General features: G+C 45.4%; 16 protein-coding genes and 1 pseudogene. 11 read left to right on the top strand and 6 right to left on the bottom strand.

Annotation, left to right across the window (positions count from 1 at the left end):
• Positions 1 to 629 precede the first annotated feature (629 nt).
• A complete protein-coding gene (locus ACED46_RS05110) occupies positions 630 to 1,022 on the top strand; it encodes a cystatin domain-containing protein (RefSeq protein ID WP_017064277.1) in 393 nt (130 codons plus the stop codon).
• A gap of 103 nt (positions 1,023 to 1,125) precedes the next feature.
• Here the strand turns inward: ACED46_RS05110 and ACED46_RS05105 are convergent, their stop codons facing one another.
• Together ACED46_RS05105 and ACED46_RS05100 are read right to left on the bottom strand one after the other, a co-directional pair.
• Positions 1,126 to 1,704, bottom strand: coding sequence for a hypothetical protein (locus tag ACED46_RS05105; protein ID WP_017067975.1), 579 nt, complete (start codon positions 1,702 to 1,704; stop codon positions 1,126 to 1,128).
• A gap of 212 nt (positions 1,705 to 1,916) precedes the next feature.
• Positions 1,917 to 3,515 carry an isocitrate lyase gene (locus ACED46_RS05100; protein ID WP_017071002.1) on the bottom strand — a complete coding sequence of 533 codons (1,599 nt, stop codon included), beginning with the start codon at positions 3,513 to 3,515 and terminating at the stop codon, positions 1,917 to 1,919.
• 130 nt (positions 3,516 to 3,645) lie between these two features.
• On the opposite strand from ACED46_RS05100, the gene ACED46_RS05095 reads away from it, so the two are divergent.
• A complete protein-coding gene (locus ACED46_RS05095) occupies positions 3,646 to 4,599 on the top strand; it encodes a LysR family transcriptional regulator (RefSeq protein WP_009845781.1) in 954 nt (317 codons plus the stop codon).
• Positions 4,600 to 4,754: 155 nt separating this feature from the next.
• Positions 4,755 to 6,938 carry a malate synthase G gene (locus ACED46_RS05090; protein ID WP_371721012.1) on the top strand — a complete coding sequence of 728 codons (2,184 nt, stop codon included), beginning with the start codon at positions 4,755 to 4,757 and terminating at the stop codon, positions 6,936 to 6,938.
• A 211-nt stretch (positions 6,939 to 7,149) separates the two neighbouring features.
• Here the strand turns inward: ACED46_RS05090 and ACED46_RS05085 are convergent, their stop codons facing one another.
• Entirely contained in the window at positions 7,150 to 8,577 is a 1,428-nt protein-coding gene (locus tag ACED46_RS05085) for an NAD-dependent succinate-semialdehyde dehydrogenase (protein ID WP_065585104.1), read from the bottom strand.
• A 216-nt stretch (positions 8,578 to 8,793) separates the two neighbouring features.
• Positions 8,794 to 9,582, bottom strand: a complete 789-nt coding sequence (locus ACED46_RS05080) for an IclR family transcriptional regulator (protein ID WP_017065657.1) — start codon at positions 9,580 to 9,582, stop codon at positions 8,794 to 8,796.
• Between the two features lie 154 nt (positions 9,583 to 9,736).
• Between ACED46_RS05080 and pta the strand changes: the two genes are divergently transcribed.
• Together pta and ACED46_RS05070 are read left to right on the top strand one after the other, a co-directional pair.
• Positions 9,737 to 10,810 (top strand): phosphate acetyltransferase, encoded by a 1,074-nt coding sequence (pta, locus tag ACED46_RS05075; protein WP_371721011.1) that lies wholly within the window; start codon positions 9,737 to 9,739, stop codon positions 10,808 to 10,810.
• A gap of 71 nt (positions 10,811 to 10,881) precedes the next feature.
• Positions 10,882 to 11,649: a TSUP family transporter gene (locus ACED46_RS05070; protein WP_371721010.1), complete on the top strand. Its 768-nt coding sequence runs from the start codon at positions 10,882 to 10,884 to the stop codon at positions 11,647 to 11,649.
• A gap of 51 nt (positions 11,650 to 11,700) precedes the next feature.
• Here ACED46_RS05070 and ACED46_RS05065 read toward each other — a convergent pair whose 3' ends face one another.
• Together ACED46_RS05065 and ACED46_RS05060 are read right to left on the bottom strand one after the other, a co-directional pair.
• Positions 11,701 to 13,422, bottom strand: coding sequence for a cobalamin biosynthesis protein CobT (locus ACED46_RS05065; RefSeq protein WP_371721009.1), 1,722 nt, complete (start codon positions 13,420 to 13,422; stop codon positions 11,701 to 11,703).
• 3 nt (positions 13,423 to 13,425) lie between these two features.
• Positions 13,426 to 14,409, bottom strand: a complete 984-nt coding sequence (locus ACED46_RS05060; RefSeq protein ID WP_371721008.1) for an AAA family ATPase — start codon at positions 14,407 to 14,409, stop codon at positions 13,426 to 13,428.
• A gap of 262 nt (positions 14,410 to 14,671) precedes the next feature.
• On the opposite strand from ACED46_RS05060, the gene xsc reads away from it, so the two are divergent.
• The 6 genes and pseudogenes from xsc (at position 14,672) to ACED46_RS05030 (ending at position 21,683) form a co-directional block, all read left to right on the top strand.
• Entirely contained in the window at positions 14,672 to 16,483 is a 1,812-nt protein-coding gene (gene xsc / locus ACED46_RS05055) for a sulfoacetaldehyde acetyltransferase (RefSeq protein WP_371721007.1), read from the top strand.
• 359 nt (positions 16,484 to 16,842) lie between these two features.
• Positions 16,843 to 17,658 carry an FRG domain-containing protein gene (locus ACED46_RS05050; protein ID WP_371721006.1) on the top strand — a complete coding sequence of 272 codons (816 nt, stop codon included), beginning with the start codon at positions 16,843 to 16,845 and terminating at the stop codon, positions 17,656 to 17,658.
• A 265-nt stretch (positions 17,659 to 17,923) separates the two neighbouring features.
• Positions 17,924 to 18,361 (top strand): nuclear transport factor 2 family protein, encoded by a 438-nt coding sequence (locus ACED46_RS05045; protein WP_108167542.1) that lies wholly within the window; start codon positions 17,924 to 17,926, stop codon positions 18,359 to 18,361.
• 48 nt (positions 18,362 to 18,409) lie between these two features.
• Positions 18,410 to 19,857: pseudogene (locus tag ACED46_RS05040) on the top strand (NAD(P)/FAD-dependent oxidoreductase).
• A gap of 117 nt (positions 19,858 to 19,974) precedes the next feature.
• Positions 19,975 to 20,976, top strand: a complete 1,002-nt coding sequence (locus ACED46_RS05035) for a TRAP transporter substrate-binding protein (RefSeq protein WP_048609745.1) — start codon at positions 19,975 to 19,977, stop codon at positions 20,974 to 20,976.
• 164 nt (positions 20,977 to 21,140) lie between these two features.
• On the top strand, positions 21,141 to 21,683 hold the full coding sequence (locus ACED46_RS05030; protein WP_017064289.1) for a TRAP transporter small permease: 543 nt from the start codon (positions 21,141 to 21,143) through the stop codon (positions 21,681 to 21,683).
• Positions 21,684 to 21,755 lie beyond the last annotated feature (72 nt).

Here is a 21,755-nt window from a genome sequence, read left to right as displayed (position 1 = left end):
ATCTGCACTATCTATAGGACACTGATTTTAGGTATGTGTTTGAAGTTACGTTACTTTGAGAGAGCTAATCGTAACTTTACTTGTGTCCATGTTGTGAGAAGTAAGTTGCATAATCGGGTGAGATTTTACTACTTGCACCCACCCTTAACAATAAAGATTTTCCATATTTGAATGAATTCACAGATGAACAAAGTACATTATTATCAACAACTTGTAGGGCTGGATCACAGTTTTAAAATCAGACATGATTAAGCCGAGCATAAACTTTTGAATTTATAAAATAATCTCAAATATCTATTTTTTGAACCAATATCATAATCCAAATCAACATGAGCTCATCTTATTAATTACAGCGTGAATGTATTTGGTGTGAGATATGTAATTAACTGATGCATTATATCTGTCTTATACTCGCTTATTCCTTCGCTACCCATTCTATTGATTTAAATATCAGGTGGATAAAAGTAGTGCTCCAGTGCTCGACTTTGTTTTCCTGACCATCTTCTGTGTTTATAGAGTAGTTACACCATAATCTCTGATGAATTGATGACATTCGAGGTTTAAGCTTGCCTGCATATGAAACATTATTGCGAGTAATCCCTCGTAAATGATTGAGGTAGAGAGAATTTATGAAGAACGTACGATTAACATCATTACTTGGAACAGCAACCTTGTTTAGTGTCGTGGCGTTAGCTGGGTGTAGTCAGAAATCAGAGGTACCAACTCAACCGCAAGAGAATGCGAACCCCATCTGCAGCACTAAAAACCTGACGGGTGGTTGGTCGAAAAGTGAGATAACACCAGAAGCCAAGCAAGCTTTAAACGCAGTTCTTAGCCAAATGAACACTTCAGCTGAGCTCAAGCAGATCTTGAGTGTTCGAACTCAGGTTGTCGCGGGTTTGAATTACGCTATTGAGTTTGAAATGGATAATGGTGAAGTGTGGAACACCATCGTTTACCGTTCTCTACAAGGTGACATCGAAATGACGCAACCTGCACAGAAAGGTCTTCTGTGCTCATAATCTAGATGCGTCTGTATCTTGTGAGATAGGCTTATAGCAAATAAAAATGGCTCCGTATTGGGAGCCATTTTTGTTTTTAAGAAGACTGATTTGTTGAACGTTTTCAGTCGGCCAACTCGGGCTCAGCTAACTCCTGAACACAAGCACGGCTGATATCTTCATCAATGTAGGCCATACCAAGTTTATTGAGGTAGTCCATGCGATCGGCAGTGCGAAGCTCGATGTCGGGGCCTGCAATGTTGTTGGCTTGATAAATTTCAGTGAGGTGAGACATGAATTGCTCGCCCACACTCATCATCAATAGACTCATTGCTCCTACGTCCGGTCTTACTTTGGCACGTTGCTTTTCAGATAAGTTTACCGCTAATACGATAGGCTGTTCTTCACCTTCGAAGCGAACGCCTCGCTCACGAACGGTTTGTTGAGCCCAGTAATATGCCAGTTCTTTGCTCTGGGTGAGAAACACTGGCTCAACCGATTCGGTGTAGTTGTTGCCGATGGTCGCCATAGTTTTTGAAGCTGCTTCGTTGAGCGCTTTGTCTCCAGAACGTTTTAAACCTTGGCCTTGAATAGAAGCCAATAAAGCGGAAGATGTGCCGTGATACCAAGTATCACCCGTCGCGAAACCATTCTCTGATAACAGTGTTTTTGCATCTTGTAGGTGTGTAGGTATTGAAGTCATAGGCACTCTCAAAAAATAAGAATCTTAACAAATAGGAATCTGAACAAATACGTATACAGTTAGCTTAAACAGAAGTTGTTCGGTTAACCGTGGTGTGGAACACAAATCTGAGGCTTTGAGATAAAGCTGGCAGTACAAGCTTTATCTCAAAGCCTTCCCCCGGATCTTACCTAAGTAAGAGAGAAGGACGGGGGAGGCTTTAGCGTTAGCGGTTAATCAAATTGATTAGACGTATTCGCTTCACCCGCGGCTTTTAGTGCATTCTCACCCGCGAAGTATTCTTTGTGATCATCACCGATGTCTGAACCAGACATGTTTTGGTGTTTAACACAAGCGATGCCTTGGCGTATCTCTTTGCGCTGAACATTTGCAACATAGCCCAGCATGCCTTGGTCACCGAAGTATTCTTTTGCAAGGTTGTCGGTTGACAGCGCTGCAGTGTGGTAAGTCGGTAGAGTAATCAAGTGATGGAAGATACCCGCTTCACGAGATGCATCCGCTTGGAATGTGCGAATCTTGTCATCAGCTCGTTTAGACAATTCAGTTTCGTCATATTCAGCACTCATTAGGCTAGCACGGTCGTAAGCTGAAACATCTTTACCTTCTGCTACCATCGCATCGTATGCTTGTTGGCGGAAGTTTAGCGTCCAGTTGAATGATGGAGAGTTGTTGTAAACCAGCTTCGCATTAGGGTGAACTTCACGTACGCCGTCCATCATCTCTTTGATTTGACCGATGTGTGGCTTCTCAGTCTCAATCCATAGTAGGTCAGCACCCGCGTTGATTGCTTCAATACAGTCGAATACACAACGGTCTTCACCAGTACCTTGGCGGAATTGGTATAAGCCTGAAGGTAGACGCTTAGGTCGAACTAGCTTGCCGTCACGGTTAAAGCAAACGTCGCCTTCTGCCATATCTGCAACATCGATCTCTTCAACATCTAGGTATGAGTTGTAGATATCACCTTGGTCGCCCGGCTCTTTCACTACTGCGATTTCTTTTGTTAGGCCAGCACCTTGAGAATCGGTACGAGCAACAATAACGCCGTTGTCGATGCCTAGTTCAAGGAAAGCGTAACGAAGTGCGCGAAGTTTTGCGTGGAAGTCAGCGTGTGGAACCGTTACTTTGCCGTCTTGGTGACCACATTGCTTCTCATCGGCAACTTGGTTTTCGATTTGTAGACAACATGCGCCTGCTTCAATCATTTGCTTAGCCATTAGGTAGGTCGCTTCTGCGTTACCAAAACCTGCATCGATATCGGCGATGATTGGCACCACGTGTGTTACGTGATTGTCGATTTTGTCTTGGATAAGGTCTTGTTGGTTAACGTCGCCGGCTTCACGAGCTGCATCTAGTTCACGGAATAAACCACCCAGCTCACGAGCATCGGCTTGGCGTAGGAAGGTGTATAGCTCTTCAACTAAGCCTGCAACGGATGTTTTCTCATGCATAGATTGGTCTGGAAGTGGACCAAAATCAGAGCGAAGTGCAGCAACCATCCAACCAGAAAGGTATAGGTAACGACGGTCAGTCTTGCCATCAAAGTGCTTCTTAATAGAAATCAGTTTTTGTTGGCCGATGAAACCATGCCAACAACCCAGAGACTGAGTGTATTGAGAGCTGTCTTCGTCGTAAGCCGCCATGTCTGCACGCATGATATCTGCCGTGTATTGTGCAATATCCAGACCTGTTTTGAATTTGTTTTGAGCTCGCATACGAGCAGCAGATTCAGGGTTAATTGCATCCCATGGAGCACCAGCAGCGCTTTTTGCAACTTCAATCATTTCGATATCTTGTGTAATTTGCGACATAACTATTCCTTAGTTTCACGTGGGGTATGGTTGCCAAATTGGCTTGGATTAAAACTTTGCTATGGACAAAGAATAACCACTCATGTGATAATTTTGTTAATTTATAGTTATTATATTCGGTATTTTTCTTATGAATATTGCTCGTATAGACCTTAATTTGCTTGTGTATTTAGACATGTTGCTACGTGAAAGAAACGTTACACGAGCAGCAAATCAATTGGGTATTACTCAACCAGCCATGAGTAATGGCCTTCGCCGATTGCGTGATCTGTTTGAAGACCCGCTATTAGTGAGAACAAGTGAAGGGATGATACCGACCGAACGCGCGCACAAGTTGCAGCCACTGATTCGAAACATCTTGGCGAATGTAGAAAAGACCTTGCAGCCGACGACGGAATTTAATGCAGAAGACAGTGAACGCGTGTTTCGTATCATGGCGAGTGACTATGCAGAGTCGACCATTATTCAGCCGCTATTGAAAAAACTGAGCGAGATAGCACCGAAAATACGACTGGATATAATGACGCCAAGTGATGTGAGCTATCAGGATGTAGAGCAAGGTACCGTTGATATAATTATCAACCGATTTGACGATATTCCTCAGTCGTTTCACCAGATGAGCCTTTGGCACGACGGGTTTTCTTGCCTCTTTAGTTGTGACAACCCGATAGCCGACAATTTCGATATTTTGTCTTATTTAAAGGCGCAACATATTTGGGTAAGTAAGACTGGTATGGGAACGGGAGTCGGGATAAACCCAAGCGAAGCACAAAAGCTTGGTTGGATAGATGAAGCACTAATGCGCATTGGTAAAACCCGTAACATCACGGTGTTTACGCGACACTACTTGTCGGCGATTCTCTTCGCACAACAGAAGAACCTGATCCTGACTATTCCTACCAAAGCCGCTCAACTGCAGCGCAATAACCCTAGATTGTTGATCAAGCCTGCGCCATTTGCGATTGAACCCTTTGAGGTGAAGATGGCGTGGAGTCCATTGTTACAAACCAATCCAGACCACCAGTGGATGCGTCGTTTGATTAAAAGTGTCGCTAACGAAATCGAGAGTGGAGTAACGGAATAACACAGTTTTTAGGGTATTTTTTATATGAATATCCAATATAACCGGCATAAATTAGCTAAATTCATGTCCGTTAAGTAAGTTTAAGTCAGTAAAGTAAATTTGAGCTAGTCACGAAAATTTATTGAGTAGCCATAAATTAGTTTGAGAGAGATTTTATGAGCAGTCGTATTCAACAGGGAAGCTTGAACATTGATAGCACCCTCTACCAATTAATTAATGAGCAGGTGATTCCTGGAACAGGCATTGTCGCTGAAGACTTTTGGCAATCATTTGCAACCATCCTTGAAGATTTGGCTCCAAAAAATCGCGCATTGCTTATCAAGCGTGAAGATCTTCAACATCAAATTGACGTTTGGCACCAAGAGCGTGCTGGGCAAACGCTCGATCCTGTGGAGTACAAACAGTTCTTACAGCAGATCGGTTATTTGGTTCCTGAAGGCGATGACTTTCAAGTGACGACAGCGAGCGTAGAGCCTGAGATCGCAACACAAGCAGGGCCGCAGCTTGTGGTGCCAATCATGAACGCACGTTTTGCACTTAACGCAGCCAATGCGCGTTGGGGCAGCCTATATGATGCGCTCTACGGAACGGACGTGATCAGTAAAAGTGATGGCGCGGAAAAGGGCGGAAGCTTTAACCCAGCCCGTGGCGCTAAAGTAGTGACTTATGCTCGCGAGTTCCTTGATGACGCAGCGCCATTAAACGGCGTCTCCCATAAAGACGTCACCAAATACAGCATCAGTAACGCTAGCATCGGCAATAAATTAATAGCGACACTCGATAACGGCGAAGAAGTCACTCTCATTGATAGCGACCAGTTCATTGGCTATCAAGGTGACGCAAGTTCCCCTTCGTGCATTCTTCTTAAACACAATAATCTGCACATCGAAATTCAAATTGACCCGAGCGCACCGATTGGTAGCGTCGATGTGGCGGGAATTAAAGATGTATTAGTCGAAGCCGCTCTAACAACCATTATGGATTGCGAAGACTCGGTTGCTGCAGTTGATGGTGAAGACAAAGCATTGGCTTACCGTAACTGGTTAGGTTTGATGAAAGGTGATCTACAAGAATCACTAGAGAAAAACGGCAAAACCATTGTTCGTAACCTTAACCCAGATCGCCAATACACCAGCGTGACGGGTGGTGAGATTTCACTAAAAGGCCGCAGCATGTTGTTCATCCGTAATGTCGGCCACCTGATGACCAACCCTGCCATTATTGATGCTCAAGGCAATGAAGTGCCTGAAGGCATTATGGATGGCATGATCACTTCGCTAATCGCGATGCATGATTTAAAAGGCAACAGTGCTTACCAAAACTCGACCGCGAACAGCATCAATATTGTAAAACCTAAGATGCATGGTCCTGAAGAAGTCGCGTTCACCAATGAGCTGTTTGGTCGCATTGAAGATGCATTAGGGCTAGATCGATTCACGATCAAAGTTGGCATCATGGACGAAGAGCGTCGTACTTCGGTTAACCTTAAAGAATGTATTCGAGCGGCTAAAGATCGTGTTGTGTTCATCAACACAGGTTTCTTAGACCGAACGGGTGATGAGATTCACACCAGTATGGAAGCGGGACCATTCGCTCCTAAAACACAGCTGAAAACCATGACTTGGATTGGCGCATACGAAGATCAAAACGTTGATCTTGGCTTAGCTTGTGGCCTGCAAGGTAAAGCCCAGATTGGTAAAGGTATGTGGCCAGAGCCAGACAACATGGCGAAGATGATGGATGCGAAAATCGGACATCCACAAGCGGGTGCTAATACTGCTTGGGTTCCTTCTCCAACCGCCGCGACTTTGCACGCGCTGCACTATCACAAGGTGAGTGTACCAAGCCGTCAGAAAGAGCTTCGTGAGCGAGTGAGAGCCAATGTTGATGATATTCTTACTATCCCGCTACTGGGCAACCAAAAGCTGACTGCGCAAGATATTCAAAGTGAGCTGGATAACAACACACAAGGTATTCTGGGGTACGTGGTTCGTTGGATTGATCAAGGCGTTGGTTGTTCGAAGGTACCTGATATTAACGATGTCGGCTTGATGGAAGACCGAGCGACGCTGCGTATTTCAAGCCAACATATTGCGAACTGGTTACGCCACGGCATTTGCGAGGAAGCTCAGGTAATGAAAACCATGAAGCGCATGGCCGCAGTGGTGGATGAGCAAAACGCTGGCGACCAGAGCTACCGTAACATGGCGCCTGACTTTGAAAACAGCATTGCATTTTCAGCGGCGTGTCAGTTGGTATTCGAAGGCTGTGCTCAGCCGAGCGGTTACACCGAGCCAGTACTGCACGCGATGCGTCTAAAACTGAAAGCACAGGAATAGCGAAGCAACCGAATAACAAAAATAGAGAATGTAAAATACTAAAAAAAGAAACCCCCCTTTAACCGAGCCCAAGGTGCCGCGCTTTTATAGCGCGGCTTTTTTTTGATTCATTTTTGTGAAGGGAAAGGTGGAAAGTGGGTCAGGTTAGTGATCACTAAGACTTAATTATTTCCGAGCCCTAATCACTGCCAGAACTTAGTTACTACCAACCTTATTTTCCGCCAAAGCAAAGATACTTAATGTCCATGTACTCATCGATGCCTTCTTTCGCACCTTCACGGCCAATACCTGATTGTTTCACACCACCGAAAGGCGCGACTTCGGTTGAGATTAGACCATCATTAATGCCGACCATACCGTACTCAAGCGCTTCTGCAATGTTCCACACTCGGTGGATGTTCTGACTGTAGAAGTAAGACGCCAAACCATAAATCGTATCGTTGGCCATCTCGATAAGCTCTTCGTCCGTGTCGAATTTCATCACAGGCGCGACTGGGCCAAATATCTCTTGTTGAACGATGTCCATGCTGTGTTTTACATCTTTAAGAACAACAGGCTGAATGAAAAGCCCATTAAGCTCCTGAGTTGGCGTGACAGGCGCAGCACCTTGTTCAATCGCTCGGTTTATCAAAGCTTGGATGTTGTTCTTCGCATTCAGGCTGACAACAGGTCCAATCGTGACACCCTCATCTAAACCGTTACCAATCTTAAGCTGCTGAACCGCTTGATCGAATTTAGCCACAAACTCATCGTACACTTTACTGTGAACGTAGAATCGGTTCGCACAGACACATGTTTGACCTGCATTACGGAACTTCGACGCCATTGCGCCTTGAACGGCCGCGTCGATGTCAGCATCGTCAAACACAATAAAAGGTGCATTGCCACCAAGCTCCATAGAGGTGCGTTTGATGCCTTTTGCAGCTTGAGCCATCAAAATGCTGCCCACACGGGTCGACCCAGTGAAAGAGATTTTTTTGATCAACGGATGCGAAGTGAATAGGTTGCCCACTTGTTCAGGGCTTTCACCAAGAACGACTTGAAGTAGATCCTTAGGGATACCCGCTTGATAAGCCAGTTCAACCACAGCAAACGCAGAAAGCGGTGTCTCATCCGAAGGTTTCACGACAAAGCTACAACCCGCAGCTAAGGCAGGAGCCGCTTTACGAGTGATCATTGCAATCGGGAAGTTCCATGGCGTAATCGCACATGCGACACCAATAGGCTGCTTGATGGTCACCAAACGTTTGCCTGCGACTGTGCTAGGAATGGAATCACCATAAGTGCGCTTTGCTTCTTCTGCAAACCACTCAATGAAGCTCGCGCCATACACCACTTCGCCTGCCGCTTCGGCTAACGGTTTACCTTGTTCAATCGTCATGATTCGAGCAAGGTCATTCTTGTTTTCGAGGATCAACTGGTGCCAGCGATGAAGTAGTGCAGCACGAGATTTAGCAGGGATTTTTGCCCACTCTTTTTGCGCTACATGAGCTCGTTCAATCGCGCTCGATAACTCTGTTTCTGATGATATCGGTGCGTGCCCGATGAGTTCACCCGTTGCTGGGTTTGTGACTGCAACTGCGTTGTTCGCTTCTGTCACCATAAAAGAGAGTAAGTGCTGGTTATCAATGTTTAGCATCGTGATTCCTTTGTCGTGATTACTTTAGACGTGTTGCTGATGTGCGGGTTGGCGAGTGTTCAGATCACTTCGACCAAATGTTGATTAGTCGCAGATTGTGGTCGTTAATTCGATAGTTTTGAAGCCCTTGTTTGCGCAAGCATTGTTTACCAAAGTAGGGCTTTCGAAATCCATGATCAGTTAAGTCATGGACTTCGAAATTCTTTAAGAAAGTGCTTACTGCTGACTCCAATTATCAGCTTCGATTTTCGCCAGCGCTTTTGCTGCTTTTTGAAGTGCGGGCAAGAATTTTATTGCTTCATCCGGTTTCACTCGAATCACAGGTGCTTGGATCGCTAGGCCTAGGTTTGATTGACCAGTTGGTGAGGGTATCAGCACAGCGATACAGACTAAGCCTGGTAAAAACTCTTCATCATCAATAGCAAAACCTTGGATTTTCGCTTCTTCAATGTCTTTCTCTAGAGTCGAATAGTCGGTAATCGTGTTCACGGTGTATTGAGTCAGCGGCACGTTTTCAATTAATCGTCTGCGCTGCGACTTAGACATGTGTGCTAAAAACAGTTTGCCGGTAGCCGAGCAGTGCACGGGAACGCGAGAGCCGGGGTGCAGGTGAAAGCGAAGGGGGGCTTCAGTTTCGGCACGATCGAGATAGATGATTTCGCCACTTGAAAGAGCGGTCAGGTTACAACTCTCACCGACTTCTGCTCTCAGGTTCTCAAGGATAGTGCGTCGCGCGCTGTGCATGGTGCTATTCAAAAGTAGGTTTTCGGCAAGTTTTCTGAGTCGAATACCTGAGCTGTAGTGCTTTTCGTCGCCATCTCTTTGAATGATGCCCGCCGCTTCTAACTGTTGAAGCATTCGGTGCAGCGTGGGTTTTGGCAATCCGGTCTCTTCGACTAAACCTTGCAGAGAAATAAACTCGTCTTTTTGCGCTATCACCTCTAATAGTGCAAAAAGTCGGAGGGTCGGTGTATCCCCTTGAACTTGCGGTGTTTCTGTTTGCATACAGTGATTCATCCTTGCGATATGTCTATGCCTAAGAGTGTACATACTAAATCATTATTCTTCAATTATCTGAATAAAATTTGACCTTTTTTGTTATTCCAATAATATAAATATAAATTATGGAACAATTAATCTCAATAAATGGAACTTAAAGATGAAGGCGATTGAACGGATTATTGATAAAGCTCATTTAGATCGTAAGCGCGTTGTTTTGAGTGAAGCGGAGGACCCGCGAGTGCTAGCTGCTGCAAGAATAGCAATCGACAAACAGCTCGCTCACATCACACTTGTGGGCGATGAATCGGCGATCATCGCTGCTGCAGAACTTCACCACATTAACCTCGCTGGCATTCATATTGTTTCTCCACAGGCGTCGTCACTCAAAGAAGTGCTCGCTGAGCGGCTGTATACATTAAGAAAAGCTAAAGGCATGACTTATGATGACGCCCTAGAGCTGGTTCAAGATCCACTTGTTTTTGCCAATTTGATGGTAAGGGAAGGACTGGTAGACGGCACAGTTAATGGCGCGGTTTATACCACGTCTGATGTGGTGCGAGCTGCGCTGCAGATTATCGGCCCTGCACCGGACAGCGAATTGGTGTCAAGTTTCTTCTTGATGATGCTGTGTGAGCCTTTCCATAATCTTAAAGGCGGTATGATTTTCAGCGATTGTGGTTTGGTGATTAACCCCACTGAAACCGAGCTGGCATCGATTGCCGTGGCCGCATCAAACAGTGCTCAAACGCTACTGATGGAAGAGCCTAAAGTCGCGATGCTGTCGTTTTCGACCAACGGGAGTGCCAAACACGAATCGGTCGATAAGGTTCGTAATGCTGCTCAACTCGTGAAACAACGTTGTCCCGGAATCGCCGTCGATCAGGACGTTCAACTCGATGCGGCGATTGTCACTGAAATAGCGGCGAAAAAGTTGCCTGATTCAGAGGTCAAAGGTCAATCTAACGTGTTGATATTTCCTAACTTAGAAGCCGGTAATATCGGTTATAAGCTTGCGGAAAGGCTAGGTGGGGCTGTTGCGATTGGCCCGTTGCTGCAAGGGCTGAATCAACCAGCGAATGACTTGTCCAGAGGCTGTAGTGCCGAAGATATCTTTAATGTCATTGCCGTTACCGCGGTACAAGCGCAGCAAGGGAAAGTATCTGACTCTAAGGCTGACTCTGAAGCTGATGTTGAAGAAAGAGAAGAGTCGGAGTTTGAATTCCGGTATTAACACTCGTTGCTTAAACTAATGCGGAATCTTGCACTCATATTTACCCCCAAATAACCTAATTAGGATAGCTAATGGAGTTACCTGTTTTACTCGCCATTCTTGCCATCATTGCGGTAGGTACTTATTTCCAAACTGTCACTGGATTTGGTCTCGGTATCATTGTGATTGGGCTAACGGTCAGCCTTAATCTTGTTTCCTTAAATGTTATTGCCGCGGTGGTGAGTATTGTGACCTTGTTCAATTGCTTGGTGGCGTTGATGGGTAAGCCACTGCTTGGGGAACTCAAGATTCTGGTGGTGTTAGTCATCGGTATTATTCCCGGCGTATCGATGGGCGTGTACTTGCTGGACGCGTTGAGCGAGTCGGCAACCCAAATCCTACGAGGGCTATTGGGTGCCATGGTGTTGTTCGCTGGTTTGAGCTTTATGTTTAAACCTAAAACTAGAACGGTCCGTTCGACAACCGTATCTTTCCTTGTCTCAGGATTTAGCTCTGGGTTAGCGGGGGGATTATTTGGGATGGCAGGTCCACCGATTGTTTATCATCTCTATCGGCAACCTTTTTCGCTCGATCTGGTGCGAAGCACACTGCTGATGGTTTTCGCTTGTACGTCGATGTCCCGTACGGTCAATGTCTATGCGGCGGGCGACATGGAACAGAGCATATTGTGGTTATCCGCTATTGCTGTTCCTCTGGTGGCGCTTGTCACAATGTTTGCTCGGCGTTTCCCACCGCCGTTGTCTAATGATCAACTCAGAAAGCTGGTGTTTACGGTGTTAATGCTGATAGGCGGATATTTGATGGCTGTCTCTGCATGGTCGTTGTTTGGCTCCTCGTAAAACCATTCTCGACAAAGGAGGCTAGTGATTCGCTAGCCTAAGCTTCCCTGTTTAAACACGCTTTAGCATCTCAAATATGCTCCTAGATAGCCCAAACAAGCAGCTCTCTTGTACATCTAACGTGATGTTGCTGCGATAGTACGGGCTCAAATCCACTCCCATTCCCACACCATGAATCTCAATACCGTTTTTGGTCGACTCACGTTCAATCACCTGTTTGAGATGGTTATCTAAATAGAACTGATCGTTGGCGGTACTGGTAGCGGTATCCATCGGGCAGCCGTCTGAGAACACAATCAAAACCTTTCGCTGGGCGGTGTGCTGCTGCAATCGATGACTCGCGAACTGAACCGCTTCGCCATCAATCCCTTCTTTAAAGATGTCGGCTTTACGAAGACTCGCAATGCCAAGTCGAGAACGTCTCCAATGGGTATCAAAATCCTTAAATACGATGTGCCGAACTTCGTTTAAGCGGCCCGGGTGCTTTGGTTGGCCTTGTTTAAGCCACTGCCGATAGACCTTGCCACCGTTCCAGTTATTGGTCGTAAAGCCAATAATCTCGAAAGGGATGTTGGCCAGTCCAACGGATTTGAGAATTGTATCAATCAGTAGGCTTAGCTTGTGACTGTGCTTTTGCATTGAGCCAGAGCAGTCCATCAAAAATGTGATGGCACATTGATGAGATGTACCGATGTCAGGTTGATAAAAGACAGTGCGATCTAATGGCGAAGTGATGAGCTTGGTGATGGTAGTGGCGTTAACAATGCCTTCTTCTAAATGGTCCTGACGTCGGTTCCTCTGTGGCGTGGCAACAAAACTAGTGAGCATAGCGGCCAAACGGCGAGTGTTTACTTGTCTCACCATGATGTCATCGGTGAGTTTCTGTCTCAGTTCGAGTAATAGGGCGCGCCTGACGAGTTTGTCTGCGGCGATGACTTGATCAAATTCTGAATTAAAGACCTGATAATTCGCGCCCGAAAGCTCGAACACCTTACTACTGCCTGTGATGTCAGTATCGACGTCTTGATCTTGAATGTCGCCATCAACGATAAGCGCAAGTTGCGCAAGGATCTTGATGTCTTCTTCAACGGTTGGCGTGGGCGAGTTATCGCTCTCTTGCTCTTGGTTGATGAGCTCTTGTGCAAGGGCTGCCAACTCGTTGGCGCTGTGTACAAATGACTCTTGGTCGGTTCTATGTTGCTTTAAGTGCTTCAGGCTATGCCCAAAAGTAGGCACGATGCCGGCGCGAGTCGATTCAATGGTTTCAGCGATAGGTTCAGAAACGGGAACACCAGTTAAACGGGTGTGGATGACTTGCATCAGAGTAAACAGCAACATGCCGATTCGTGATTCGGTGAAGCCATTCTGATGATATTGGCCGCTCCAATACGCAAAGTTGAATTGGATGCTAGTGGTCACGCCTTTTAGATAAGGTGGGACTTGAGATTCAACTCGAACCTGTTCGCAGAAGTCGTAAAGCAGACGTTCGACTTCGTTTTTCGGTCGCAATGAGTAATGAAGATCAGCATCTGAAAGCAAGAGTCGTAATGCCGATGAATCGATCTTGCCTTGCATCGAAAGCTTGCTGTTTCTAAGCTCATGGCGAGAAACAAAGGTGAGATCGTTGGTGTGTGCAGACTGGTAATAACAGGGGCTATTGCCTTTATAGAGACGTTCTCCCCGATAGTTCAGATTGAGTTCGCCACTGATTGCTCTGGCGACAGACACACCAATATCGAGGATCTTTTTCTGCTGAGAAGAAACATTGGCCATGGTTTACGACTCCGAGTGCGAATAGTTTTGAGTATGCACTTCCAAGGCTTCACCAAAGCAACGGAAATAGTATTCGCTAACCAGCTCTTTCTCTTCGTCTTCACAGCGATTTAAGAATGAAAGCCTAAATGCCGTCGCTACATCGTCGAATATTTGGATGTTTTCAGCCCAAGTGAGCACTGTTCGCGGAGACATCACAGTCGAAAGGTCGCCAGCCCGAAACCCGTTACGCGTTAATCTTGCGGTTGCGATCATTTTCTCGGCCTGTTGTCGGCCACTTTCATTATTCAGTTGCGGAAGCTTAGATAACACGATTTTGGTTTCATGTAGTGGGTCTAAATAGTTGAGCGTAGCGATGATGTTCCATCTATCTAACTGACTGTGGTTAAGCACTTGAGTACCCGAATACAAACCTGAAAAGTTACCCAAGCCAAGCGTGTTGCAGGTAGCAAACAGGCGGAAAGAAGGGTGAGGTGTGATCACTCGGTTTTGTTCTAAGGAGGTGTATTTGCCGTCTTGCTCTAATAATTGCTGAATCACAAACATCACGTCAGGGCGACCAGCGTCGTACTCATCCAATACCAGTGCGATGGGTTGTTGAATGCTCTGAGGAAGAATGCCTTCTTTAAACTCAGTCACCTGCATTCCGTCTTTAATGACGATGCTGTCTTTACCTATGAAATCCAATCGACTCAGGTGTCCGTCTAGGTTGATCCTCAAACACGGCCAATTCAATCTCGCGGCAATTTGTTCAATGTGAGAAGACTTGCCCGTCCCGTGCGTACCTTGTATTAGCGTGCGGCGATTGGAAGTGAACCCCGCCAATATGGCCAGCGTCACTTCAGGATCAAAACAGTAGTTAGGATCGATTTTTGGCACATACTCTCCCGCATGTTCAAACGCCATCACCGTTAGGTTGCTGTCGATGCCAAAGCACTCTCTTACACTTACTTGTCGCGTTGGTATCAATTCCGACTCTTTCATCATTCTTCCCTCTATATAACCCATTACTTGTCGCAGCTATTGCGCTATGTCGTCGATTATTAACAGCTCAACCTAAGTTAACGGCACCTTTTGTACGAAAAACTACCAATAATGTGATCCAGTTTTATTAATTAGAATGAATTGTTCCAATTTAATATAAAAAGTTGACGCGTAAAAATTCTACTACTAAGGTGAAAATGAATTCGAAAAAGAGACGATTCATTCCGAAAAATGAAATTTTGGTTAACTCAAGGAGAATGGAAGAATGAGCGAGCAAGAAAAACGTACGGTTGTTTCCGGCACAGTAACAATGACACCATCAGAAGCGTTCGTTGAAACTATGGTTGCTAATGATGTTACCGACATGTTCGGCATCATGGGGTCAGCATTTATGGACGCAATGGATATCTTTGCTCCTGCTGGCATTCGATTGGTCCCAGTAGTGCACGAGCAAGGCGCTGCCCACATGGCAGATGGTTACTCTCGTGTATCTGGTCGCCACGGTATAGTCATCGGGCAAAATGGCCCAGGTATCAGTAACTGTGTAACAGCAATTGCAGCTGCGTTCTGGGCACATAGCCCGGTCGTAATTGTGACGCCAGAGACAGGCACTAAAACAATGGGCTTAGGTGGTTTCCAAGAATGTAACCAGCTTCCAATGTTCCAAGAGTTTACTAAGTATCAAGGACACGTAACGCACCCAGATCGTATGGCGGAATACACAGGCCGATGCTTCGACCGCGCAATGAGCGAAATGGGGCCAACTCAACTGAATATTCCTCGTGACTACTTCTATGGTGAAACTCAAACCGAGATCCCTAAACCAGCGCGTTTAGATCGTGGTCCAGGTGGTGAAAAATCTCTGAATGAAGCGGCAGACCTGATTGCTGAAGCGAAATTCCCAGTCATCATCTCTGGTGGTGGCGTGGTAATGGCAGATGCCGTTCAAGAGTGTGCGGCACTGGCAGAACGACTAGGAGCACCCGTAGTAAACAGTTACCTACACAATGACTCGTTCCCTGCTAGCCACCCATTATGGTGTGGTCCTCTAGGCTATCAAGGTTCGAAAGCAGCAATGAAGTTGATGGCTCAAGCGGATGTGGTTATTGCTCTCGGAACACGTCTTGGTCCATTTGGCACATTGCCTCAACACGGTATGGATTACTGGCCGAAGAACGCGAAAATCATTCAGATTGATGCAGACAACAAGATGCTTGGCTTGGTTAAGAAGATCTCTGTGGGTATTTGTGGTGATGCGAAAGCGGCAGCTGTGGCACTAACCGAGAGATTGGAAGGTCGTGCACTCTTATGTGATGACAACAAAGGCGCTCGCCAAGACACAGTCGCAACAGAGAAAGCACTTTGGGAAAAAGAGCTTGATGAGTGGACACACGAACGTGACTCGTTCAGCTTAGATATGATTGAGGAAAACTCACACGAGACTCCGTTCTCTGGTGGTGAATATCTACACCCACGCCAAGTATTGCGTGAACTAGAAAAAGCGATGCCAGAAGACGTAATGGTCTCGACGGATATCGGTAACATCAACTCAGTGGCAAACAGTTACTTACGCTTTGAAAAACCACGCAGCTTCTTTGCAGCAATGAGTTTCGGTAACTGTGGCTACGCGTTCCCGACCATTATTGGTGCGAAAGCGGCAGCACCTCATCGTCCTGCTATCTCTTATGCAGGTGACGGTGCGTGGGGTATGAGCTTGATGGAGACCATGACATGTGTTCGTCATAACATTCCAGTGACAGCCGTGGTATTCCACAACCGTCAATGGGGTGCAGAGAAGAAGAACCAAGTCGACTTCTACAACCGACGCTTTGTTGCTGGTGAACTGGATAACCAAAGCTTTGCAGAGATTGCACGAGCAATGGGTGCTGAAGGTATCACGGTTGATAAGCTTGAAGATGTAGGTCCAACCTTGCAAAAAGCCATCGACATGCAGATGAACGAAGGCAAAACAACCATCATTGAAATCATGTGTACTCAGGAGTTGGGCGACCCGTTCCGCCGAGATGCACTATCAACACCGGTTCGTTTCCTAGATAAATACAAAGATTACGTATAAGTCATAGGAAGTTTGCCCGGCCAGCGCATCATCGAGAAGGTTATCGAGCGCATGGTCGGGTAATATTAACGGGTATTGGCAAGTGCTTAGGTGAAGAACATAAACGCTTAGTTCAATAATCTCTAGTTAAACATTAGAACACTAATTAAATGGCTCATAAGTATATAAGTGGTTTTAGATATATACACTTTGTCACTCGTTATTATTAATCGATCCTTAACTAATGGATCCAAAAATAGTTCTTTGACGAAGATGTATACCTATTATTATTTTGGGAAGTTATAGCTGACGATGTTAATTTTATAATCGTAAATGTTGATGCTTGGATTGTACCGAATTTAAATTAAGTGACCTATTACATGCATGTTGTGAAAAATAAACGTTATATAAGTTCAATAGAAGAACTGTATGAAATAATCGATTCGCTAATTGCTGAATGTAGTGGGTATCGTGGTTTAATTTATAACGTGTGTGATTATGAAAACAGTAATCTGATGCCAAGCTTAGGTCGCTCAAATCGAAAGAATATTCGCCGTGTCGAACAAGAGATTCTCTCGACCGTGAGAGTTTATGGCGGGCATTCGTTGAGTGCACACGAGATAAACGATTGGTTATTGATGTGTTTAGCCAAGAAACAGGGGTTTCCTACCCGTTTACTTGAGTGGACAGATAACCTGGTCAATGCGTTGTGGTCTGTGTGTCATAGCCAAAGTAAAGACTGTATCAATATTATAAAAGCTATTGATTATCAAAATGTTAGTGTTTTTAGCTCGCCGTGTGATCTCAACAAAACTCAGATATTTAATGTGGCGGACTGCGATCAGCAAGAGCCACGCAAGGAGAAGTGGTATTCCATTCACCCATTTAAGGAAGGTGGCAATGATGCCATTCAGCCTTTGTATGATGAGAAAGAGTATTCAAACGGTCTAGTGTCCGTTCATATTCTTCCATCAGTGAAAGTAAACCTGATAAAGGAGTTAATATCCATGAATGTTTTAAATGAACCGACTGATTATATCGAAGAGAAGCTAACCGATATAAAAAATGAAGCCCATATAGATAACAATCAAGTTATTAATAAAGGTGAGGGGAATATTGAATTACAAGTGAATACCCATAACCGTAAACTTGAGCAGTATGGCCGAAAGTACCATCAAGATTTTGACTTCGACTAAAGTCTAATATTTCTAATTATTTTATTTAGACCTCGTATAAATCTAGTGAGTGACTGTGTAAATAAAATTAGAACACTAATTAATTTATAAAAAGATGAAATCTGTGAGCTTAAAGATTGTTTATAAAGTAACTCGAAGTTAGAGTGATGAACCTTGTTATCAAGTTGTTAAATTTTCACAGATCTAGTTTAAACACTCTAATAAAAAAGTGGCGCAAAGCTACTGAAATTTAAACCAATAACGAAAACATAAAGGATTCTGGAATATGAATATGCAAACCAATGCAGCGACATTCGTGCTGGAAAACCAAGTCGATACCGCTTTTTTACAGTCTTTCAGTGATGCGTGGAATAACCATGATATTGAAGCACTCATGTCTTTCATGACAGAAGATTGTGTATTCCACACGGTGGCAGGAGAAGGCTTGCTTGGAAACACTATCGAAGGGTACGAAGCGGTTCGAAATAGCTTTGAATTGGTTTGGCAGAACTTTCCAGATGCGGCTTGGAGCGACCCTGTCCACTTTGTGTGCGGTGATCGCGCTGTGAGTGAATCAACGTTTTCTGCTACGAACCCGGATGGCAGCGTCATCGAAGCTCGTATGGTTGATGTGTTTACCCTGAAAGATGGAAAAATCAGCGTAAAAAATGCCTTCCGTAAAACACGACCTCATTTGACTCCCAGCAATACTCCCAAGAGCTAGACACGAAATCGCAACCCGTTCACGTGTTATGACTAGGAGAGTCGAATTATGAGTTTAGTAATGGAACAACCGGCAGCCGATGTGCCGCCAAAGGTGAAAAGCACCCAAGCAAAAGACAAATACGATCCAAAATACGATCCACTTAAAGACAAGAGCCCAGGTCACGGTAAGGAATACGCCCCGACTTATTGGGTAGATACCGCAGGCGCACCACCTGAAGATGATGGCCCATCACGTCAGACATGGATATCGATGTGGCGATTATCGGTTCAGGCTACACAGGCCTGAGTACCGCGATACACCTTGCTGAAATGTACGGCATTAAAGCGACTGTGATTGAAGCTAACCGTATGAGTTGGGGCTGCAGTACCCGAAATGGTGGCCAAGCACAGTGTGCTTCTGGGCGTTTGAAGCGTTCTCAGTGGATTGAACGCTGGGGCCTAGAAACCGCGCTAAAAATGCACCGCGAGTGTGTGGATGGCATGGAAACGTTCAAGTCACTGATCAAAGACATCGATTGTGACCCACAACCGGGCGGCCACTTATATGTGGCTCATCGTCCAAAAGTGATGTCAACACTCGAGAAAGAAGCCAAGTTGCTGCGTGACACGTTCGATTACGATGCGCAGATCTTAGATGCGGAAACCGTAAAGCGTGATTACGTTGGCGACCAAGAAGCGGCTGGCGCGATGCATGAACCCGAAGGGATTGGTATTCATGCAGGGAAACTGGCGTTTGGTTACCTAAGAAAGGCGCGAGCTCTCGGCGTGAAAGTTCACCCTTCGAGCCCAGTTATGGGTTGGGAAACTCGTGGCGGTGTGCATTACCTGAAAACGCCTGGTGGTGTTGTGAAGGCGCGCTCTGTCGGTGTTTGTACGGGTGGGTATACCAGTCAAGGTCTGCATTCCGAGCTTAAGAATCGCCTGTTGCCAGTGCTTTCTAACTCGATGGTGACACGTCCCTTGACTCAAGACGAAATCGCCGCGTGTAACTTCAAAACCAATCAAGTGATTACTGATACTCGAATTCTGCGCCACTACTACCGTTTGTTACCGGATAACCGAGTACAGATTGGTACACGTAGTGCCATCAGTGGCAAGAACGCGCCTGAAAAGAAATATGAAGACATGCTGAGAGCGGATCTTACTCGAAAATTCCCGTCTCTCGATCAGATAAAAATCGATTATTCATGGTGGGGTTGGGTGGATGTTAGCCACGACATGATGCCGAGAATCTATCAGCCGAATCCAAAGCAATCGATTTTCTACGCACTGGGTTATGGCGGCAATGGCGTGATGTATTCCGCTCAAGCAGGTAAACGCCTTGCTCAATGGATAGCAGGTGAAGGTCACAAGCTCGACCTACCAATATTTGAATCAAAACTTCCGTTCCCCAACGTGAGGGAAGTGGTGGAATCAGAGATGTTTGCACCGTTTCGAAGAATGGGGCAGCGGTTCCTTTATCAGTGGTATTCGTTAAAGGATGAAAGGCTGTAACTACCCGAACATTGTTTCCAAAATAGGGAAATAGAACTACGACCAGGAAAGTTGTACCAGGTCACCTTGTGAGCAAAGTACAGGCAGGAAGTCTGTATGATAGGAAAGGTTAAGACTATGAAATTGATTAAAAATAAAATTATTGCTGGTGTCACTATTGTAGCAACAGCGGTGCTATCTCATACCGCGGCAGCAGCGAATTTTAAAATGGCTATCGGCGATGCTGCTGGTGGTACGCAATGGGAATTAGCGACCTCATTCTCTGAGCTGATGGAACAAAAAACAGACGGTAAAGTGAAAATCGATCTGTTCCCGAATGGCCAATTAGGCAATGAGCAAGACACCGTAAACGATGCGGCAATCGGTCTTCTCGACTTCTCTGTACTGGCGATCAACAACGTGACGCCTTTCTCTCCAACCGTTGGTCTATTGACCATGCCTTACGTGATTCAAAGCGCAGAAGAAGCAGTGCTACTGACTCAAGGTCAAGTAGGCCAAGACTTAGTCGATAACACGATTCGTGATGCTGGTGTTCGTATTGTCGGTTGGGCGTATTCTGGCTTTAGGGTTTTGACTAACTCGAAAAAGCCCGTTGCTTCACCAGAAGATCTCAAAGGGCTAGTGATTCGTGTTCCTCGTAACGAAATCATGATTGCGTCTTATCAAGCATGGGGCGTTAACCCAACGCCAATGGCGTGGTCTGAGACTTTCACTGGCCTGCAACAAGGCGTGGTAGATGGTCAAGATAACCCTTACATCACAGTCCACGCGATGAAGTTCAACGAAGTACAAAAGTACGTGACCAACATTCGCTACATTTTCTCTCTAGAACCTCTGATTGTGAGTGAAACGGTTTTCCAACAACAGACACCTGAAATGCAAAAAATCATTCTTGAAGCAGGTCAGGAAGCGACAGAGCACAGCTTTGCTTATCTAGAAAATACGGAAAACAAGATCCGCGAAGAGCTACAAGCGAAAGGTATGGTATTCACAGACCCAGCAGACAACGAGCAAGAGTGGATCAACAAGGTGACTAAGTCAGTTTGGCCTAAGTTCTACTCAAGCATTGGGGGCAAAGACAAGCTAGACGACGTTCTAGAGTTACTAGGTAGAAAGTAACGATTAGATTCGCCCTATCAGCTGCTCTCTGCTACTTAATCACCTAGCAATAGAACAGTGAGATAGGGCATTTACATGGCTTTACTCGTTGATCTGTTCTGTACCTGATCTTTTTAGGACCGTGAGCGACTGGTTGTCATGTGGAAATCAACATTGGAGGTTATATGTCAGTCGCTAAAACAATAAAAAAGCACTTAAACAACATTGAGGAATATACGTGTTGTCTGCTGCTCGCAAGCTTTGTCCTATTGCTGTTCACACAAATTCTTACTCGCCAGTTCTTTGATTACTCTATCCCTTGGGGGGATGAGGTCGCTACTTACATGTTCGTTTGGTTTGCCTATCTAGGGGCTGTTGTGGCGGCCAAGATGTCGGCGCACAACCGAGTGAGCTTTCACTTTAAATTCTTTCCGCCAATCGTGCAGACCGTGAGTGAAACCATCGCTGACTTCTTATGGCTCTGTTTCAACGGCTACTTCGTTTACCTCAGCTACGACTTCGTGTTCAACAAAATGAATCTGTTTTGGAAGTCTCAGACTACAGGTATCCCGATGAAGTACTTCTACATGATTTTACCTATCGCGTTTTCACTGATGATGATTCGAATTATCTGGAATAATTATGAGCGTTTATTCAAAGGCGCAACCAACGAAGATCCAGAAGTCAAAGAGCTGCGCAAAATGACGGCACAAAAGTCTGCACAATAGTCATCACAGAGAATAGTGGCGTTGTTGATCAAATCAGCTTGAGGTTCAACGACGCCATATTTGACTAATCGT

This window comes from Vibrio sp. 1S139 (assembly GCF_041439475.1).
In the GTDB taxonomy this organism is placed as follows: Bacteria; Pseudomonadota; Gammaproteobacteria; order Enterobacterales; family Vibrionaceae; genus Vibrio; species Vibrio crassostreae_C.
This window is presented reverse-complemented; position numbering and strand designations above follow the sequence as displayed.

What these genes read in the sequence shown, in the direction of transcription:
- ACED46_RS05110 (WP_017064277.1), top strand. Translation starts at nt 630, where the DNA reads ATGAAGAACGTACGATTAACATCATTACTTGGAACAGCAACCTTGTTT.
- ACED46_RS05105 (WP_017067975.1), bottom strand. Translation starts at nt 1,704, where the DNA reads ATGACTTCAATACCTACACACCTACAAGATGCAAAAACACTGTTATCA.
- ACED46_RS05100 (WP_017071002.1), bottom strand. Translation starts at nt 3,515, where the DNA reads ATGTCGCAAATTACACAAGATATCGAAATGATTGAAGTTGCAAAAAGC.
- ACED46_RS05095 (WP_009845781.1), top strand. Translation starts at nt 3,646, where the DNA reads ATGAATATTGCTCGTATAGACCTTAATTTGCTTGTGTATTTAGACATG.
- ACED46_RS05090 (WP_371721012.1), top strand. Translation starts at nt 4,755, where the DNA reads ATGAGCAGTCGTATTCAACAGGGAAGCTTGAACATTGATAGCACCCTC.
- ACED46_RS05085 (WP_065585104.1), bottom strand. Translation starts at nt 8,577, where the DNA reads ATGCTAAACATTGATAACCAGCACTTACTCTCTTTTATGGTGACAGAA.
- ACED46_RS05080 (WP_017065657.1), bottom strand. Translation starts at nt 9,582, where the DNA reads ATGCAAACAGAAACACCGCAAGTTCAAGGGGATACACCGACCCTCCGA.
- pta (WP_371721011.1), top strand. Translation starts at nt 9,737, where the DNA reads ATGAAGGCGATTGAACGGATTATTGATAAAGCTCATTTAGATCGTAAG.
- ACED46_RS05070 (WP_371721010.1), top strand. Translation starts at nt 10,882, where the DNA reads ATGGAGTTACCTGTTTTACTCGCCATTCTTGCCATCATTGCGGTAGGT.
- ACED46_RS05065 (WP_371721009.1), bottom strand. Translation starts at nt 13,422, where the DNA reads ATGGCCAATGTTTCTTCTCAGCAGAAAAAGATCCTCGATATTGGTGTG.
- ACED46_RS05060 (WP_371721008.1), bottom strand. Translation starts at nt 14,409, where the DNA reads ATGATGAAAGAGTCGGAATTGATACCAACGCGACAAGTAAGTGTAAGA.
- xsc (WP_371721007.1), top strand. Translation starts at nt 14,672, where the DNA reads ATGAGCGAGCAAGAAAAACGTACGGTTGTTTCCGGCACAGTAACAATG.
- ACED46_RS05050 (WP_371721006.1), top strand. Translation starts at nt 16,843, where the DNA reads ATGCATGTTGTGAAAAATAAACGTTATATAAGTTCAATAGAAGAACTG.
- ACED46_RS05045 (WP_108167542.1), top strand. Translation starts at nt 17,924, where the DNA reads ATGAATATGCAAACCAATGCAGCGACATTCGTGCTGGAAAACCAAGTC.
- ACED46_RS05035 (WP_048609745.1), top strand. Translation starts at nt 19,975, where the DNA reads ATGAAATTGATTAAAAATAAAATTATTGCTGGTGTCACTATTGTAGCA.
- ACED46_RS05030 (WP_017064289.1), top strand. Translation starts at nt 21,141, where the DNA reads ATGTCAGTCGCTAAAACAATAAAAAAGCACTTAAACAACATTGAGGAA.